This window comes from Thermococcus sp. AM4 (assembly GCF_000151205.2).
GTDB lineage: Archaea > Methanobacteriota_B > Thermococci > Thermococcales > Thermococcaceae > Thermococcus.
On record NC_016051.1, the window covers coordinates 1,711,250 to 1,726,523 of the forward strand.

Annotated in this window: 14 protein-coding genes and 2 tRNA genes; 7 read left to right on the forward strand and 9 right to left on the reverse strand. The window is 56.2% G+C overall.

All coding sequences use genetic code 11. The features are described from left to right. Positions 1–34 precede the first annotated feature (34 nt). Positions 35–1,585, reverse strand: a complete 1,551-nt coding sequence (locus TAM4_RS09445) for a sodium:alanine symporter family protein (RefSeq protein ID WP_014123005.1) — start codon at positions 1,583–1,585, stop codon at positions 35–37. Between the two features lie 307 nt (positions 1,586–1,892). Between TAM4_RS09445 and TAM4_RS09450 the strand changes: the two genes are divergently transcribed. Genes TAM4_RS09450 through TAM4_RS09460 form a run of 3 tightly spaced genes read left to right on the forward strand, consistent with a single transcriptional unit; the run spans position 1,893 to position 5,400 of the window. Next, on the forward strand, positions 1,893–2,189 hold the full coding sequence (locus tag TAM4_RS09450; protein ID WP_014123006.1) for a hypothetical protein: 297 nt from the start codon (positions 1,893–1,895) through the stop codon (positions 2,187–2,189). Positions 2,190–2,232: 43 nt separating this feature from the next. Continuing rightward, positions 2,233–4,974, forward strand: coding sequence for an alanine--tRNA ligase (gene alaS / locus TAM4_RS09455; protein WP_014123007.1), 2,742 nt, complete (start codon positions 2,233–2,235; stop codon positions 4,972–4,974). A gap of 36 nt (positions 4,975–5,010) precedes the next feature. Next, the gene (locus tag TAM4_RS09460; RefSeq protein ID WP_014123008.1) at positions 5,011–5,400 is read left to right on the forward strand and encodes a hypothetical protein; all 390 of its coding nucleotides are present in this window, start codon (positions 5,011–5,013) and stop codon (positions 5,398–5,400) included. Here the strand turns inward: TAM4_RS09460 and TAM4_RS09465 are convergent. Beyond that, positions 5,371–5,826 carry a hypothetical protein gene (locus TAM4_RS09465; RefSeq protein ID WP_237702084.1) on the reverse strand — a complete coding sequence of 152 codons (456 nt, stop codon included), beginning with the start codon at positions 5,824–5,826 and terminating at the stop codon, positions 5,371–5,373. The genes TAM4_RS09460 and TAM4_RS09465 overlap by 30 nt on opposite strands. Positions 5,827–5,947: 121 nt before the next feature. On the opposite strand from TAM4_RS09465, the gene tpiA reads away from it, so the two are divergent. The 3 genes from tpiA to TAM4_RS09480 all read left to right on the forward strand — a co-directional run bounded on the left by tpiA (position 5,948) and on the right by TAM4_RS09480 (position 7,591). Next, entirely contained in the window at positions 5,948–6,628 is a 681-nt protein-coding gene (tpiA, locus tag TAM4_RS09470; protein WP_014123010.1) for a triose-phosphate isomerase, read from the forward strand. Between the two features lie 51 nt (positions 6,629–6,679). Beyond that, positions 6,680–7,474: a diphthine synthase gene (gene dph5 / locus TAM4_RS09475; RefSeq protein WP_014123011.1), complete on the forward strand. Its 795-nt coding sequence runs from the start codon at positions 6,680–6,682 to the stop codon at positions 7,472–7,474. A gap of 40 nt (positions 7,475–7,514) precedes the next feature. Beyond that, positions 7,515–7,591, forward strand: a tRNA-Val gene (locus TAM4_RS09480). 842 nt (positions 7,592–8,433) lie between these two features. Here the strand turns inward: TAM4_RS09480 and TAM4_RS09485 are convergent. Beyond that, positions 8,434–8,511: transfer RNA gene (locus TAM4_RS09485), tRNA-Ala, on the reverse strand. A 139-nt stretch (positions 8,512–8,650) separates the two neighbouring features. On the opposite strand from TAM4_RS09485, the gene TAM4_RS09490 reads away from it, so the two are divergent. Continuing rightward, a complete protein-coding gene (locus TAM4_RS09490; protein WP_014123012.1) occupies positions 8,651–9,937 on the forward strand; it encodes an NADP-dependent malic enzyme in 1,287 nt (428 codons plus the stop codon). On the opposite strand, the gene TAM4_RS09495 is transcribed toward TAM4_RS09490, so the two are convergent. The 6 genes from TAM4_RS09495 to TAM4_RS09520 form a co-directional block, all read right to left on the reverse strand. Beyond that, complete coding sequence (locus tag TAM4_RS09495; protein WP_014123013.1) at positions 9,928–10,443, reverse strand: FumA C-terminus/TtdB family hydratase beta subunit; 516 nt, start codon at positions 10,441–10,443, stop codon at positions 9,928–9,930. The two genes, TAM4_RS09490 and TAM4_RS09495, sit on opposite strands and share 10 nt — an antisense overlap. Continuing rightward, positions 10,434–11,285, reverse strand: coding sequence for a fumarate hydratase (locus TAM4_RS09500; RefSeq protein WP_014123014.1), 852 nt, complete (start codon positions 11,283–11,285; stop codon positions 10,434–10,436). Before TAM4_RS09500 ends, TAM4_RS09495 begins: the two co-directional genes overlap by 10 nt. Positions 11,286–11,300: 15 nt before the next feature. Next, the gene (locus TAM4_RS09505) at positions 11,301–12,593 is read right to left on the reverse strand and encodes an ATP-binding protein (RefSeq protein WP_014123015.1); all 1,293 of its coding nucleotides are present in this window, start codon (positions 12,591–12,593) and stop codon (positions 11,301–11,303) included. 180 nt (positions 12,594–12,773) lie between these two features. Beyond that, positions 12,774–13,688, reverse strand: coding sequence for a hydroxyacid dehydrogenase (locus TAM4_RS09510; protein WP_014123016.1), 915 nt, complete (start codon positions 13,686–13,688; stop codon positions 12,774–12,776). Positions 13,689–13,692: 4 nt separating this feature from the next. Continuing rightward, positions 13,693–14,340, reverse strand: coding sequence for a TIGR00153 family protein (locus tag TAM4_RS09515; protein ID WP_014123017.1), 648 nt, complete (start codon positions 14,338–14,340; stop codon positions 13,693–13,695). A 2-nt stretch (positions 14,341–14,342) separates the two neighbouring features. After that, positions 14,343–15,272, reverse strand: a complete 930-nt coding sequence (locus TAM4_RS09520; protein ID WP_014123018.1) for a 2-dehydropantoate 2-reductase — start codon at positions 15,270–15,272, stop codon at positions 14,343–14,345. Positions 15,273–15,274: the final 2 nt, after the last annotated feature.

Here is a 15,274-nt window from a genome sequence, read left to right on the forward strand (position 1 = left end):
TTCCCTCCTGCCGTTAAAATGGGAGAAAAGGAAATCACGGGTTGGCGGAGACGAACTCCTCCGTCTTCTCCTTGACGTACCACGAGAGCACGAGGAGGCCTATGAGGTTCGGGATGGCCATCAGTCCGTTCATCATGTCCGAGAAGTTCCAGACGGTTTCCAGCTTCGTAACGGCTCCGATGTAAATGAAGACGACGAAGAGCAGGTTGTATATGAGGTGGAGCCTGGGGTAGAGCCTGGCGAACTTCTCGGGATCCTTTTCAAGCCACTTGGCGAGGTACATGACGTTCTGCCTGCCGTAGAAGGACCACGCGAGGATCGTCGAGTAGGCGAAAAGAATTATACCAATCGCCACCATTATCTCTCCAGCGTGGCCGAAGGCAGCTGCAAAGGCCGCCTGTGTAAGAGGGGCACCGTTGAGGCTTGTGTCCATGTACGCCCCCGTAACGACTATCGAGACGCCCGTGAGCGTACAGATTATCAGGGTGTCGATGAAGGGACCGAGCATGGCGACGTGGGCTTGCCTTGACGGGTGATCTGTCTTGGCGGCCGCGTGGGCGAGCGTTGCTGTACCGAGGCCGGCCTCGTTGGAGAACAGACCCCTCTTAACACCCCAGAGGACAACCTGACCGATAGCTCCACCCGCGACCGCCTGGCCCGTGAAGGCGTCCTTGACGATGAGGGCGAATGCAGAGGGAAGCTTGCCTGCGAACTTGATCCAGACGCCTATGGCGAAGAGGAAGTAGATTATCGCCATGAATGGCACGAGCATCTCCGCAACTTCGCCTATCCTCTTGATACCTCCGATGACGACTATGAAGGTCAGGATAGCCAGCGCGGCACCGCTCACCCACATCGGTATGTGGAAGGCTGTTTTCAGTGCATCGGCGACGGAGTTGGACTGGGTCATGTTGCCTATTCCGAAGGCCGCTATCGATGCGAACAGTGCGAAGAGCACCGCGAGAACCTTGCCGAGCGTCGGGTATGCATCGTCCTTGAGCAGGAAGAGACCGAGAATCGCGAAGAGCACCGCGACGATTATCGCCCCCACCTGGGTCGCACCGCTCAGCTTCATGGCGTCCCTGCCTATGAAGATCGCGAAGAGGAGCGTAAATACGGCCGCTATGTACTTGCCAGTTTTGGGGATGTTCTCCATCGCGAAGCCCTTCTCTAGGAAGTTGAAGGTTCCCCCTATCTGCGTTCCGTCGGGCAGTTTGTCTCTGAAGGCGACGCCGAGTAGACCTTCCGAATACCTCGTGGCCATTCCCACGAGCGCGGTTATCCACATCCAGAAGAGCGCTCCGGGACCGCCGAAGTGTATGGCGGTTGCAACGCCAGCGATGTTACCGATGCCAACCGTTCCGGATATCGTTGCCATCAAAGCTTGAAAAGGCGTGATGTCGCCCTCTCCGGTTTTCTTACGCCCCTCGAAGAGGGTGAAGCGTATCGCCCACCCGAGTCTCCTGAACTGGATGGCCTTCAGAATCGTTGTCAGCAGTATGCCCGTACCGAGCAGCAGTACTATCATGGGGACGCCCCAGACCTCCCCATCGAGCCAGTTTATAAAGTCGATAACCCAACTCATCCGTACCACCCCGTTAAGCCAGTGGTTTAATGCACTTTTTAGATCGCTAAACCGCGTGTTGCTGCTTTGGTGTACGTTATCGTTTACTGTTATGCGCGGTTGAGGTTTTAAAATTTGTGAATTTTGCCGGGACAACATCGCAAAATTCGGCATGATTTTTTTGTTTTATTCCACAAAAACCTTTAAGTTTTGAAAAACCATTGTCTGATGGGCGACCCAAAGCTTATTAACGACACCGCGAACTCGGTCTGGGATGATGACTCTGGAGCCCCCTGATCTGTGAAGAGGTTTCGCGGGGCTGACCGGCATGATAAAACGGCGCCTCTGTCGGGAGTACATAGAGGAGATCGAGAGGCTCGAACGTTCTATCAGAGAGCTTGAGGAAGAGATAATCGAGCTCAGAATGCAGCTCAAAAGGAAGACCGATGAGGTTACGAGCCTCAGCATTGAAAACACGAGCCTCAGGTACAAGATAGAGCTCCTCGAGAGGCGGGAGAGACAGATCATCGAGTTCCTGAAAAAGCTCAAGATTCCCTTTGTGATAGTCCGGGAGGAAGAGCTTGAGGACCTCGATTCTGGCCAGAACTGTGGAGAAAAACCTTAATAGGATTGGCCTCTTTTTAGTTCCAGCTTAAGGGGTGAAGATCATGGGCATGGACATGACGACTCGTATGTTCAAGGAGGAAGGCTGGATAAGGAAGAAGTGCCCCAAGTGCGGCAAATACTTCTGGACGCTCGACCCTGACAGGGAAACCTGCGGCGACCCGCCCTGTGACGAGTACCAGTTCATAGGGAAGCCCGGCATACCGAAGAAGTACACCCTCGACGAGATGCGCGAGAAGTTCCTGAGCTTCTTCGAAAAGCACGGCCACGGGAGGGTCAAGCGCTACCCGGTTCTTCCGCGCTGGAGGGACGACGTCCTCCTCGTCGGCGCTTCAATCATGGACTTCCAGCCCTGGGTAATCAGCGGTGAGGCCGACCCGCCGGCGAACCCGCTCACGATTTCCCAGCCCTCGATTCGCTTCACCGACATAGACAACGTCGGAATAACCGGCAGGCACTTCACGATTTTCGAGATGATGGCCCACCACGCCTTCAACTACCCCGGCAAGCCGATTTACTGGATGGACGAGACCGTTGAGCTCGCCTTTGAGTTCTTCACCAAGGAGCTGAAGATGAAGCCAGAGGACATAACCTTCAAGGAGAACCCCTGGGCCGGCGGAGGAAACGCCGGACCGGCCTTCGAGGTTCTCTACCGCGGTCTCGAGGTTGCAACGCTCGTCTTCATGCAGTACAAGAAGGCCCCGGAGAACGCCGACCCAAGTCAGGTGGTCGAGATAAAGGGCGACTACTACGTCCCGATGGAGACGAAGGTCGTTGACACCGGCTACGGCCTTGAGAGGCTCGTCTGGATGAGCCACGGCACTCCAACGGCTTACGACGCCGTTCTCGGCTACGTAATCGAACCGCTCAAGAAGATGGCCGGGGTCGAGAAGATAGACGAGAGAATTCTTATGGAGAACTCCCGTTTGGCGGGAATGTTCGACATCGAGGACATGGGCGACCTGCGCTACCTCCGCGAGCAGGTTGCCAAACGCGTCGGAATAAGCGTCGAGGAGCTTGAGAAGGCCATTAGGCCCTACGAGCTAATCTACGCCATAGCTGACCACACGAAGGCCTTAACCTTCATGCTCGCCGACGGCGTAATCCCGTCCAACGTCAAGGCCGGCTATCTGGCAAGGCTCCTCATCAGGAAGAGCATAAGACATCTGAGGGAGCTCGGCCTTGAGGTACCGCTCGCCGAAATCGTCGCGATGCACATAAAGGAGCTCTCACCGACGTTCCCCGAGTTCAAGGAGATGGAGGACGTTATACTCGACATCATCAACGTTGAGGAGAAGCGCTACCACGAGACCCTCAAGAGGGGAAGCGACCTCGTGAGGCGCGAGATAGCCAAGCTCAAAAAGAGGGGCATAAACGAGCTTCCGCTCGAGAAGCTCATCCTCTTCTACGAGAGTCACGGCCTGACGCCGGAGATAGTGGCAGAAGTGGCGCAGAAGGAGGGCATAAAGGTCGAGATTCCGGACAACTTCTACACGCTCGTTGCCAAGCAGGCCGAGAAGACCGAGAAGAAGACCGCCGGAGAATACGTGGTGGACTTCGAGCTCGTTAAAGACCTGCCCGACACGAGAACGCTTTACTACGAGGACCCCTTCATGAAGGAGTTCGACGCCGAGGTCGTTAAGGTCATAGACGACTGGGTCGTGCTCAACCAGACGGCCTTCTATCCCGAAGGCGGAGGTCAGCCCTACGACACCGGAACGCTCGAGGTTAACGGCGAGGAAGTCAAGGTCACGAACGTCCAGAAGGTCGGGAAGGTAATCCTTCACAGGGTCGAGAGGCCGGAGCTCTTCAAGCCGGGCGTTAAGGTTCACGGAAAGCTCGACTGGGACAGGAGAATCCAGCATATGCGCCACCACACGGGAACGCACGTCCTCATGGGCGCGCTCGTCAGGGTTCTTGGAAAGCACGTCTGGCAAGCTGGAAGTCAGCTCCACACCGACTGGGCGAGGCTGGACATCTCCCACTACAAGCGCATAACCGAGGAGGAGCTCAGGGAGATAGAGCGCCTCGCCAACCGCGTCGTCATGGAGAACAGGAAGGTGACCTGGGAGTGGCTTCCGAGAACCGAGGCAGAGATGAAGTACGGGTTCAGGCTTTATCAGGGTGGCGTCGTCCCGGGAAGGGTCATCAGGGTGCTCAAGATAGAGGACTGGGACGTTCAGGCCTGCGGTGGAACTCACCTGCCGAACACCGGGCTTATCGGCCCGATTAAGATTCTCCGCACTGAGAGAATCCAGGACGGCGTTGAGAGGATAATCTTCGCGGCGGGAGAGGCGGCAATCGACTGGATGCAGGAGACCGAGAGGTTGCTCAAGAAGACCGCCGAAATCTTCCGCGTCCCGCCGGAGAAGGTACCTGAAACGGCCGAGCGCTTCTTCAACGAGTGGAAGGAAGCGAGGAAAGAGGTCGAGAAGCTCAGGAAGGAGCTTGCCAAGCTCCTCGTCTACGAGCTGGAGAACAGGGTCGAGAAAGTTGGCGATATAGAGTTCATCGGCGCGGTCGTTGAGGGCACGATGGACGACCTCCGTGAAGCGGCGAACAGGCTCAGGAAGGAGAAGCGCGTCGTTGTCCTCATCAGCAGGGAGGGCCACTTCGTTGTTGCAGTCGGCGATGGCCTCGACCTCAAAGCGGGAGAGCTGGCGAAAATAATAACCTCCGTCGCCGGCGGTGGCGGTGGCGGAAGGAAAGAGCTCGCCCAGGGCAGGATAAAGAACCCGCTGAAGGCCGAGGAGGCGATTGAGGAGGTTAAGAAGAGGCTTGGCTGAGCTTTTCTTTTCTCTTCTCCTGATTCAACCCATGGGGTGTCTCCAATCAAGGTCAAAACCCTAACCCGTCAGATAACCGCGCTCGCCGACGAGCTTGGCTTCAAAGCCGTTCCCGAGTACCGAACGCCGGACGGCACGAGGATAGACGTTGCAATCCTCGACGGCGAGAAAAGGCTCCTGGCCATCGAACTCGAAGCATCTTTCAAGTGGTTCCCCCAGAGGGTCCTCTACGACGTGGTCAAGGCCCACCGCGCAGGCTTCCCCGAGCTCTGGATAATCACTCCCTTTCAGGGAAGCCCGGGCTGGGTTCTCAAATACGCGGATGAGATCGGGCTATCCGTTAAACTAATGGACGAAAAAGAAACGCTCGGGGAGTTGGGGCGTTTTCTCGGGCGTTCAGTCCTTCTTCCTCGGGATCAGGTGTAGGGTGTAGTCGTCCCTCCAGAAGGGCATCTTCTCCATGTGAATCTTTATCTCGGCCTTCCCGTTCTTGTAGTAGATCGAGTTCACGAGATCCGTTGGCACCTTGAAGTGGACGTACATCGTGCCCCCTTTCGAGACCTTTACCTTGAACTCATCCGTTCCCCGGTACTGCTTTCCGTTGTACTCCACGAGGTACTCGGTTCCCTTGGGGAAGCTCATGCTCAGCTCGAAGTCTTTGACCTTCGGCTTCAGGTCCATCTCGAAGAGACCCCATCCGTCCTTTTCGACGAAGACCACCGTTTCGTTGTCCTTGTAGAAAACCTCGTGGTACGAGACGCTCGCCGGGGGCAGGTGGGCGGTTTTAACGGCGTATCCGAAGAGGGCCAGCGTAACTATGGCCATCACTAATAGCGCTTTGTTCATGGGCATCCCCGCTCTATACTGGGCTCGGCGATACTTAACTCTTTTGTGTAGGTTGTTACGAGAGCTAGTGGTTGCTCCCTGGGAAAGACGTTTAAGGATCAAATTCATAACACCAACGGTGATACCCATGGCGAAGCTGAAGGAGCCGATTATAGCGATTAACTTCAAGACCTACATAGAGGCGACCGGAAAGAGGGCTTTGGCAATAGCGAAAGCTGCCGAGAAGGTCTACAAGGAGACCGGGATAACCATAGTCGTCGCGCCCCAGCTCGCGGATTTGAGAACCATAGCGGAGAGCGTTGAGATCCCGGTTTTTGCCCAGCACATCGACCCGATTAAGCCCGGAAGCCACACCGGCCACGTCCTTCCCGAGGCTGTGAAAGAGGCCGGAGCCGTTGGAACGCTCCTCAACCACTCCGAGAACAGGATGATCCTGGCAGACCTTGAGGCGGCAATAAGACGCGCCGAGGAAGTCGGGCTCATGACGATGGTCTGCTCCAACAACCCCGCCGTTTCCGCGGCGGTCGCTGCCCTCGGCCCGGATTACGTTGCGGTCGAGCCGCCGGAGCTCATCGGCACGGGGATCCCCGTGAGCAAGGCCAAGCCGGAGGTCATAACCAACACCGTCGAGCTCGTGAAGAAGGTCAACCCAGAGGTCAAGGTCCTCACCGGAGCGGGGATAAGCACGGGTGAAGACGTGAAAAAAGCGTTGGAACTCGGAAGCGTCGGGGTTCTCCTCGCGAGCGGTGTTACCAAGGCTGAGGACCCCGAAAAGGCAATAAGGGATCTCGTGTCCCTCATCCTCTGAACCCGGCGTTTTCTTTTTAAGCTTCCCCTCCTTCTTGGACGGGTGGTGTTTATGGCGCTCTACTTCATAGGCCTCGGACTCTACGATGAGAGGGACATAACGCTCAAGGGACTTGAGATTGCCAGGAAATGCGATAAGGTCTTTGCGGAGTTCTACACTTCTCTCCTCGCCGGGACGACGATGGAGGGGATTGAGGAGCTCATCGGGAAGCCAATAATAAGGCTCAGCAGAGAGGACGTTGAGCTCAACTTCGAGAGAATCGTTCTCCCAGAGGCGAAGGAGAAGAACGTCGCGTTTCTAACCGCTGGGGATCCGATGGTGGCGACGACCCACTCCGACCTTAGAATCAGGGCGAAGAAAGCTGGTGTTGAGAGCTACGTTATCCACGCCCCGAGCATCTACTCGGCGGTGGCCGTAACGGGACTCCAGATCTACAAGTTCGGAAAGAGCGCCACCGTTGCTTATCCTGAGAAAAACTGGTTCCCGACGAGCCACTACGACGTGATTAAAGAAAACAGGGAGCGCGGCCTTCACACGCTTTTGTTCCTTGACATAAAGGCCGAGCAGAACCGCTACATGACGGCGAACGAGGCGATGGAGATACTCCTCCGGGTCGAGGAGAGAAAGGGAGAAGGCGTTTTCACACCGGAAACCCTCGTCGTGGTTTTAGCAAGGGCGGGTTCTCTAAACCCGACGATAAGGGCGGGCTACGTTGGGGACATGATCCACGAGGACTTCGGAAGGCAACCGCACGTCCTCATCGTGCCGGGAAGGCTCCACATAGTTGAGGCTGAGTACTTGGTTGAATTCGCGGGAGCCCCTGCGGAAATTCTGGAGGAGGTTTAGCGAAAGCTTTATATCTCCTCTCAGTTTTTCCCCTTCGGGCGGGCCCGTGGTCTAGATGGTTATGACGCCACCCTTACAAGGTGGAGGTCCGGGGTTCGAATCCCCGCGGGCCCACCATTACAGCCCTTTCTGACGAAAGCGCTGGCGGAAAATTGGGTGCTTTTTTTTAAATTCGGCAGTTGTGACGGAGTTTCTTTTTGACTTGCTCTTTCAAGAGTGTTTCACTCCTCAAACGGCGTCCTTCGGACGCCAAAACTAAGTTGAAACTAATACTCAAGGCATCTTTGAAGTTAAACTCGTTTTAAACTCGCGTCTTAATTAATGCACGACTGACCTCTTGCTCCTTATTGAGAAGAAGGGCATTCTTTTGGTCAAGCTTTGTTAAAGCTTGTTCGCCTGCGCGATGTCGAGCTTTGCTCGACGCAAGGGACGATAGTCCCGCAGAGTTTGACCAAAGTTCGTGATTCCCTTTTGAATTGCTGTTCGTTGAGTGGATTTCTTCTTGAGTTACTCCTCTTGAAGGGATGAATTCCTTTGAAAGCGCCTTTTATAAGAGGTTCAAGCCTTTTAGCGCTCCTTCGGAGCGCGGTTCAAGTAGAACCCGCGCGTAAAAAGCCTTAACTTACTGAATTCAAACTTTAAATGGCGGGCTTGATTTTGAAATCCCATTGCAAGAAGCCCTAAAAAGAAATCACGATCTTTGATGAAACTTTACGAAGACAAAGTTTCTTGGTCAGGCTTTTTCCCAAAAGCTTGCTTGTGAGTGTTTCACTTGAGAAGGCGTCCTTTGGGCGCCGATATGAGATTGAAACTATCTTACAAGAGCTTGTTTAATACTCGCATCGAACTCTCCAAATTCGAGAGTGCACGACTAACTTTTTGCTCATTTGCAGGAGGGGCGTTCATTTCGCCAGCCTTTCCCAAAGGCTGTTGCAAAGTTTCGTCAGAAAAGGTTTCTATGGTGGACCGGGCGGGATTTGAACCCGCGGCCTCCGCCTTGCGAGGGCGGCGCTCGTACCAGGCTGAGCTACCGGCCCACTCCCGGTTATAGTGGGCGAGGGTTGACTTTAAAAAGTTTTGGTCTGGGCGCCGGGAACGTTGGACAGTTTTGAGTTTAATTTCCACTGGAAGAGAAGACCTTTTAACTTTTCCATGCCAACCAAATCGGGTGGTCGAATGGACGCGAGGGATTTTCACAGGGGCAACTTCATCGGCAACGGGAAGATTGAGGTAATCCCGAAGGTCCCGCTAACGAGGGAAACCCTTCCCCTGGCATATACCCCCGGCGTCGCCGAGGTCTCGCGAGAGATAGCCGAGGAGCCCGGGAAAGCCTTTGAATACACCAACAGGGGCAACACGGTGGCCGTTGTAAGCGACGGAACGAGGGTTCTGGGCCTTGGCGACATCGGGCCCCTCGGCGCTCTCCCGGTTATGGAGGGCAAGGCCCTGCTCTTCAAGGCCTTCGGTGGCGTTGACGCGTTCCCGCTCGTTTTAGCAGAGAAGGACCCCGAAAGGTTCGTAGAGGTCGTTAAAGCTGTCTCCCCCTCCTTCGGCGGGGTAAACCTTGAGGACATAGCCTCACCGAAGTGCTTCTACATCCTCGACAGGCTGAGGAAGGAACTCGAGGTTCCGGTCTTCCACGACGACCAGCAGGGAACTGCGAGTGTCGTTTTAGCAGGTTTAATCAACGCGCTCAAAATTGTTGGCAAGAAGCTTAACGAGATAGGCGTTGCGCTCTTTGGGGCTGGAGCGGCCGGCTTCGCGACGTTCAGGCTCCTCATTAAGGCGGGAGTTAAACCGGAAAACGTCCGGGTCGTCGAGCTCGTGAACGGGGAGCCGAGGATTCTGACGCCGGATTTGCCCCTTGAGGAGCTGTTTCCATACAGGGGCGAACTCCTCGCGAGGACCAACGGCGAGGGGATTGAGGGAGGCCCGGCAGAGGCGCTTGAAGGTGCGGACGTTCTAATCTCATTCACGAGGCCGGGGCCGGGCGTCATAAAGCCCGAGTGGATAAGGAACATGGCCGACGACGCGATAGTCTTTCCCCTCGCAAATCCTGTTCCGGAGATTCTTCCGGAGGAGGCCAAAAAGGCCGGCGCGAGGATTGTGGCAACGGGGAGGAGCGACTACCCGAACCAGATTAACAACCTCCTCGGCTTTCCGGCGATTTTTAGGGGAGCGCTCGACGTCAGGGCTAGGACGATAACGGACGGTATGATAATAGAGGCCTCAAAGGCCATGGCCTCGGTCATAGAGCCGAGCGAGGAGGAGATAATCCCATCACCCTTCCACCCCGACGTTCACCCGGCGGTGGCGAAAGCCGTCGCGGAGGAAGCCATGAAGGAAGGCGTCGCGAGGGTTCGCGTTAACCCGGATGAGGTCGCCGAAAGGGTCAGGGGGTGGAGGGAATTCTACTCCCGGTTCGTAGTCCCCATGAACGAGGAGCGGAGGGCCTACCGGTAGAGCGAGTTTCCGTGCGCGTCTATGGCCACAATCAGGGGGAAGTCCTCCACCTCGAGAATCCATAGCGCCTCAGGTATTCCAAGGTCGAGCCAGTGGACGGCTTTAACGCGCTTTATGCTTTTGGCGGCGAGAGAGCCAGCCCCTCCGGTGAAGGCGAAGTAAACCGCTCTGCCCCTGAACGGCTCAGCGCTCATTCCTCCCTTCCCTATTATCCCCCTGACGCCTAGGCCAAGAACCCCGTCGAGGTAGCGGTTCATTCTCGCGCTCGTGGTAGGCCCTGCCGAGACTATCTCGTAGCCCTCCCCGGTTTCCCTCACGACGGGCCCGCAGTGGTAGATTACGGCTCCTTCCGGGTTGAACGGCAGTTCATCCCTCGGCAGGCTCAGAATCCGCCTGTGGGCCGAGTCCCTTGCGGTAACAATTTCTCCCGACAGGTAAACGACGTTCCCCGCCTTCAATTTAAGGACGTCCTCCATGCTCAGCGGGGTTTTCAGCTTCACTGCCACACCTCAACCCTCCCGTCGGGCTTTACCCTCAGAAACGCCCGCCTGTTCGCCCAGCACTGGACGACTAAACCGACGGGAAAGCTCGCCGGGTGCCTATGGGCGACCTCTACCTTCACGTCCAGGGCGGTCGTTTTCCCACCCATTCCCATCGGGCCGATTCCGAGGGCGTTGATTTCCTCTAAAAGCTCCCCCTCGATTTCCGCAATCCTCTCCTCGGGGTTCCTCTCTCCGACCCTCCGGAGGAGGGCCTTCTTCGCCAGCAGGAGGGAGTAATCGGCGCCACCTCCGACACCTATGCCCAGAACAACCGGTGGACAGGGCCTTCCACCGCAGGCCTTGACCCTCTCGACCACGAAGCGCTTAACTCCTTCCCAGCCCTCGCCCGTCGTGAGCATCGCCAAAGCCGAGCAGTTCTCGCTCCCGCCGCCCTTCGGCAGAACTGTCATCTCGATTTCATCGCCCCCGGTAAGCTCCCAGTGGATTATCGGGACGCCCCTGCCCGTGTTGTCGCCCGAGTTCTTTCCCGTGAGAACGTCCACCGCGTTGGGCCTGAGCGGGACCTCCTTCGTGGCGAGCCTCGTGGCTTCCCCTATCGCCCCCTCGATTTCCCCCAGAAACGGGCTGTCCAGGCCGGCTTTCACGAAGAAGGTGAGCGTCCCAGTGTCCTGGCAGACGGGTATGGTCTCGGTTCTGCCAATCTCTATCGCCCTCAATATGTTCTCAAGGTTGAAGCGCGCCACATCGTTTTCCTCGCGCTCGTAAGCTTCTCTTAGAGCGGAAACGACGTCATCTGGAATCCTCGTCACTGCGAGCCTTATCGCCTCGACGATTGCCTCTATCAATAAGCACCCACCTGTCTAAGGCTGGGTGTGGGAGTTAAAAAGATTGACGCGGAGATTTAAAAGCCACCTCCAGAGGGGAACGGCGTTGACCCTCAGTCCGTCCCGCGTTATCTCTTCCGAGTAGTCCCACGTCACGAGCGTCCCTCTCTTCACGCCGAAGAGTTCCATAACTCTGAATAGGTTTTCCAGCTCCCTCTTTGCTATCTCTCCTTCCTCCGAGGTGTAGGTGACCTGAATCAGCTCAACACTTCCGTTCTCTTTGGCGACGAAGTCCACTTCGCCCTTGGCGTCCCTATGGTAGTAGAGCTCAAGTCCCGGCCTCCAGTAATGTTTGAGCCTCAGGAGTTCGAGGAAGACGACGTTCTCCATGAGTCTGCCGATGTTCTCGGAAACCTTCGGCAGGACGGCGTTGAGCATTCCCGTGTCGATTGCATAGACCTTTTTATCGCCTCTAACGACTTCCTTCGGCTTGAAGGAGAACTTAGGAAGCTCGAATATCAGGTAGGCCGATTGGAGGTACTCGACGTAGTTCTTGACCGTCTCGACGTTGCCGATTCCAAGGACGTTCTTTGTCTTGCTGTAGGTAAACCTGCCCGCGAAGTTCGAGAAGAGATAGAACGCGACCTCCTTCAGCTCGCGGACGTTTCTAACGCCGTAGCGGACTATAACGTCCCTCGTGATTATGTCATTGTAAAGGTTCACGAGGTACTCCCTGCCGAAGCGCAGCGCCTCCGGAAATCCCCCGCGCTCGATGTACTCCGTTAGGGCTCTCTTTACCCTTGCCTCGTCCCTCGTGGTTCTAACCTCCGGCTTAATTCCCCTGTAAGCTAAGAACTCCCTGAACGAAAACGGGAGGAGGGTGTAGCTCAGGTATCGGCCGGTCAGGTAGGTTGAGAACTCCCGCGAGAGGAGGCGGGCGTTGCTCCCCGTAACGACGGTGAGATAGCTCTCCCTCAGAACCGAGACCATTCGCTCCCAGCCTTCAACTTCCTGAACCTCGTCGAGGACTATGTAGTCGAACTCGCCGAGGAGCTCGTAGCCGGCTTTGAGTAACTCCTTGTAGTCCCCCACGCCAAATCCCGCCATTGCAGGGTCCTCGAAGTTTACGTAGAGTGGCTTGCCCGGCAGGGTTGCCGAAAGAACGGACTTTCCGGAGCGTCTCGGCCCCGTTATTATGTGGGCCGTTGGGCTGAAGTTTTTCACTATCTTCTCTTTTAGCTCCCTCTCGACGATGTTCTCCCTTTCGAGCTTCTCGCGGAGGGTCTCCCACTGGTCCGCCAAAACCCTCTTGAGTTCCTCTGCCTTCATGGTCTAAACTGGTGCGAACTTCCTATAAAGTTTACCATCATACCGGTAAACTTTTCCCCAAAACTCTATCACTATACTGGTAAACATTCCGCCAGAACTATCACACTATACAGGTAGTTTCCGCTCCCAAGAACCTGCTTCAGCGGGCGTCAGAATTGGGAAGTAAGAAGGGAAAGGGCCTCAGCCCCTGAGAATCTCGACTATCTGCTCCGCGACCTGGACTCCAGCGCGCATCTGGGCCTCCTCGGTGGAAGCTCCGATGTGGGGCGTTAGGACCACGTTGTCGAGCTTTGTGAGCGGGTGGTCCTTCGGAAGCGGCTCCTCTTCAAAGACGTCGAGGCCCGCTCCGTAAATCCAGCCCTCCTGAAGGGCCTTGACGAGGGCGTTGGTATCAACAACGGGGCCACGGGCGGCGTTTATGAGTATCGCGGTCTTCTTCATGAGCTTGAGTCTCTCCTCGTTTATGAGGTGGTGCGTTGCGTCTATGAGCGGGACGTGGAGCGTTACGACGTCGCTCTCCCTGAGGAGCTCCTCGAGCTCGACGAACTTTCCGCCGACCTCCTTGGCGCGCTCCTCGTTCGGCTTGGGGTCGTAGAGGAGGACGTTCATTCCAAAAGCGTTCGCTATCTTCGCCACCTGGTAGCCAATCCTTCCGAAGCCGATTATGCCCATCGTCTTGCCCTCAAGCTCGATTCCAAGGCACTGCTTCTTGGCCCAGACGCCTTCCCTCATCTTCCTGTCGGCGAAGGCTATCTTCCTTGCAACTGCAAAGAGCAGGCCAAAGACAAGCTCGGCAACGCTCCTTGAGCTCGCTCCGGGGCTGTTGACGACCTTAATACCTCTCTCCTTCGCGGCCTCGAGGTCTATGTTGTCCAGGCCGACGCCGGCCCTTCCGATGACCTTGAGCTTGGGAGCGGCCTCGATGACCTTTCTCGTCACCTTGGGCTTGCTCCTAACGATAATCGCGTCAACATCGCGGACGAGCTCTATCAGCCTCTCCTCGTCAGGATACTCCTCGTAGAGGATCTCAAAACCCGCTTTCCTCAAAACCTCCAGGGCTTTCTCGTGCAGTGGCGCCGCAACGAGAACCTTCATGCTTTCACCCCCTCCTCTTTACCGACATGAGCAGGACCTGATCGGACGCATCCTCGGCGCGATCGGCTATGTCTCCGATCTTCGTGAGGATCTGGTTCCAGATTATCTTCGCGTACGTGGTTATCTCCTCGCTCTCGAACACGTGCTTCTTGAGGTTGTACTCGATCTCGTCTGCCTTCTCCTCCGCGTCCTCAACCTGTTTCGCCAGCTCCATCGCCCGATCGACGTCCGTGTTGAGGGCCTTAACGGCTTCCATGAGCTTTTCGTAGGTGTCTATGCCCGAGTCAACGAGGGCCAGAAACTCACCCGAGAGCTCGCCTGGAATCCGGGGCTTGGCCAGGATTATCGTGTGGGCCGCGCTCTCGGCAGCATCGGCGACCTGATCGACGAGTTCGCTCAGCCTGACGTAGTCTCCCCTGTTGGCCGGCAGGAATGCTCCTTCGTAGAGCATCATCTCTATGCTTCTCCTGAGCCTGTCAGCCTTGGTTTCAAGCTCGCTTACCTCCCTCTCGAACTTCTCGGCGTCCTCGATCTTGCCCCCGAGGTAGCTCTCCACGAGCGCCCTAAATGCCTTCAGCGTTTCATGGACGACCTCGAGGTGGTCGTTCAATGCCTTGAAGACGTCGTTCTCCTTCCCACCGAAGATCGCCATCTTCATCCCCCGAAGATATTACGGAGGTTGGGTTTATCTATCTTGCCCTCCTTCGCCTTGATGAGTGCCCACAGGAGTTCGTTCCTCGGGGCTTCGAGGCCGACGGAGTGAGCGTACTCAACGATTTTACCGTGAATGTAGTCCACCTCAGTTTTTCTTCCGCGCATTATGTCCTGGAGCGTCGAGTTGTAGTTCTCCTTTGTTCTCTCTATAGTGTCCCAGAGCAGTTCGAGGGGGTGAACCTCAAACTCGATGCCGAGCTGCTGGGCAACCATACAACCCTCCCGCGCTATCTCTATCGAGATTCCCTCCAGCTCGGGAATTTCTCTTAAGACACCGTTCTTGACTTCCAAAACGGTTCCAAGCCCGTTTATGACGGAATTAACTATCGCCTTCGCCCACTTCCAGCCGATTGCGTTTTCAGTAACGCTCGTCTCTATTCCGGCCCCGTTGAAGACCCTCGCAACTTCCTCGACGAACTCCGCCGTTCCCGTCGGATACTTCCCGATGACGGTTATCCCTTTTCCCGTCCACCTGACGACGCCCCACTCCACGAGCATCGCGCCGTTGGTGGTTATTCCCCCGATTACGTTGGGTGTAATCTTCAAGGCTAACTCCTCGTTTCCGAGACCGTTCTGGACGCTCAGAACCCACGTCTCCGGCCCTATGCAGTTCCTCGCGCACTTCAGTGCGGTCTTCGTTGAGTAGGACTTCGTGGTAAGGAGGAGCAGGTCCGGTGGCTCGTCCGGCGCGTACAGCGAGGCCTTCGGCTTGACCTTGAATTCTTCTATCCCAGTAACCTTCAGTCCGTTCTCGTTTACGGCTTTAACCTGCTCCTCCCGCCCTATGAGCAGGACATCGTTTCCGGCCCTTGCCAGAAGCGCGCCAAGGAGTGAACCTATGCTTCCAGCTCCGAGCACGTAAATCCTCATCC

What these genes read in the sequence shown, in the direction of transcription:
- TAM4_RS09445 (WP_014123005.1), bottom strand. Translation starts at nt 1,585, where the DNA reads ATGAGTTGGGTTATCGACTTTATAAACTGGCTCGATGGGGAGGTCTGG.
- TAM4_RS09450 (WP_014123006.1), top strand. Translation starts at nt 1,893, where the DNA reads ATGATAAAACGGCGCCTCTGTCGGGAGTACATAGAGGAGATCGAGAGG.
- alaS (WP_014123007.1), top strand. Translation starts at nt 2,233, where the DNA reads ATGGGCATGGACATGACGACTCGTATGTTCAAGGAGGAAGGCTGGATA.
- TAM4_RS09465 (WP_237702084.1), bottom strand. Translation starts at nt 5,826, where the DNA reads ATGCCCATGAACAAAGCGCTATTAGTGATGGCCATAGTTACGCTGGCC.
- tpiA (WP_014123010.1), top strand. Translation starts at nt 5,948, where the DNA reads ATGGCGAAGCTGAAGGAGCCGATTATAGCGATTAACTTCAAGACCTAC.
- dph5 (WP_014123011.1), top strand. Translation starts at nt 6,680, where the DNA reads ATGGCGCTCTACTTCATAGGCCTCGGACTCTACGATGAGAGGGACATA.
- TAM4_RS09490 (WP_014123012.1), top strand. Translation starts at nt 8,651, where the DNA reads ATGGACGCGAGGGATTTTCACAGGGGCAACTTCATCGGCAACGGGAAG.
- TAM4_RS09505 (WP_014123015.1), bottom strand. Translation starts at nt 12,593, where the DNA reads ATGAAGGCAGAGGAACTCAAGAGGGTTTTGGCGGACCAGTGGGAGACC.
- TAM4_RS09510 (WP_014123016.1), bottom strand. Translation starts at nt 13,688, where the DNA reads ATGAAGGTTCTCGTTGCGGCGCCACTGCACGAGAAAGCCCTGGAGGTT.
- TAM4_RS09515 (WP_014123017.1), bottom strand. Translation starts at nt 14,340, where the DNA reads ATGGCGATCTTCGGTGGGAAGGAGAACGACGTCTTCAAGGCATTGAAC.
- TAM4_RS09520 (WP_014123018.1), bottom strand. Translation starts at nt 15,272, where the DNA reads ATGAGGATTTACGTGCTCGGAGCTGGAAGCATAGGTTCACTCCTTGGC.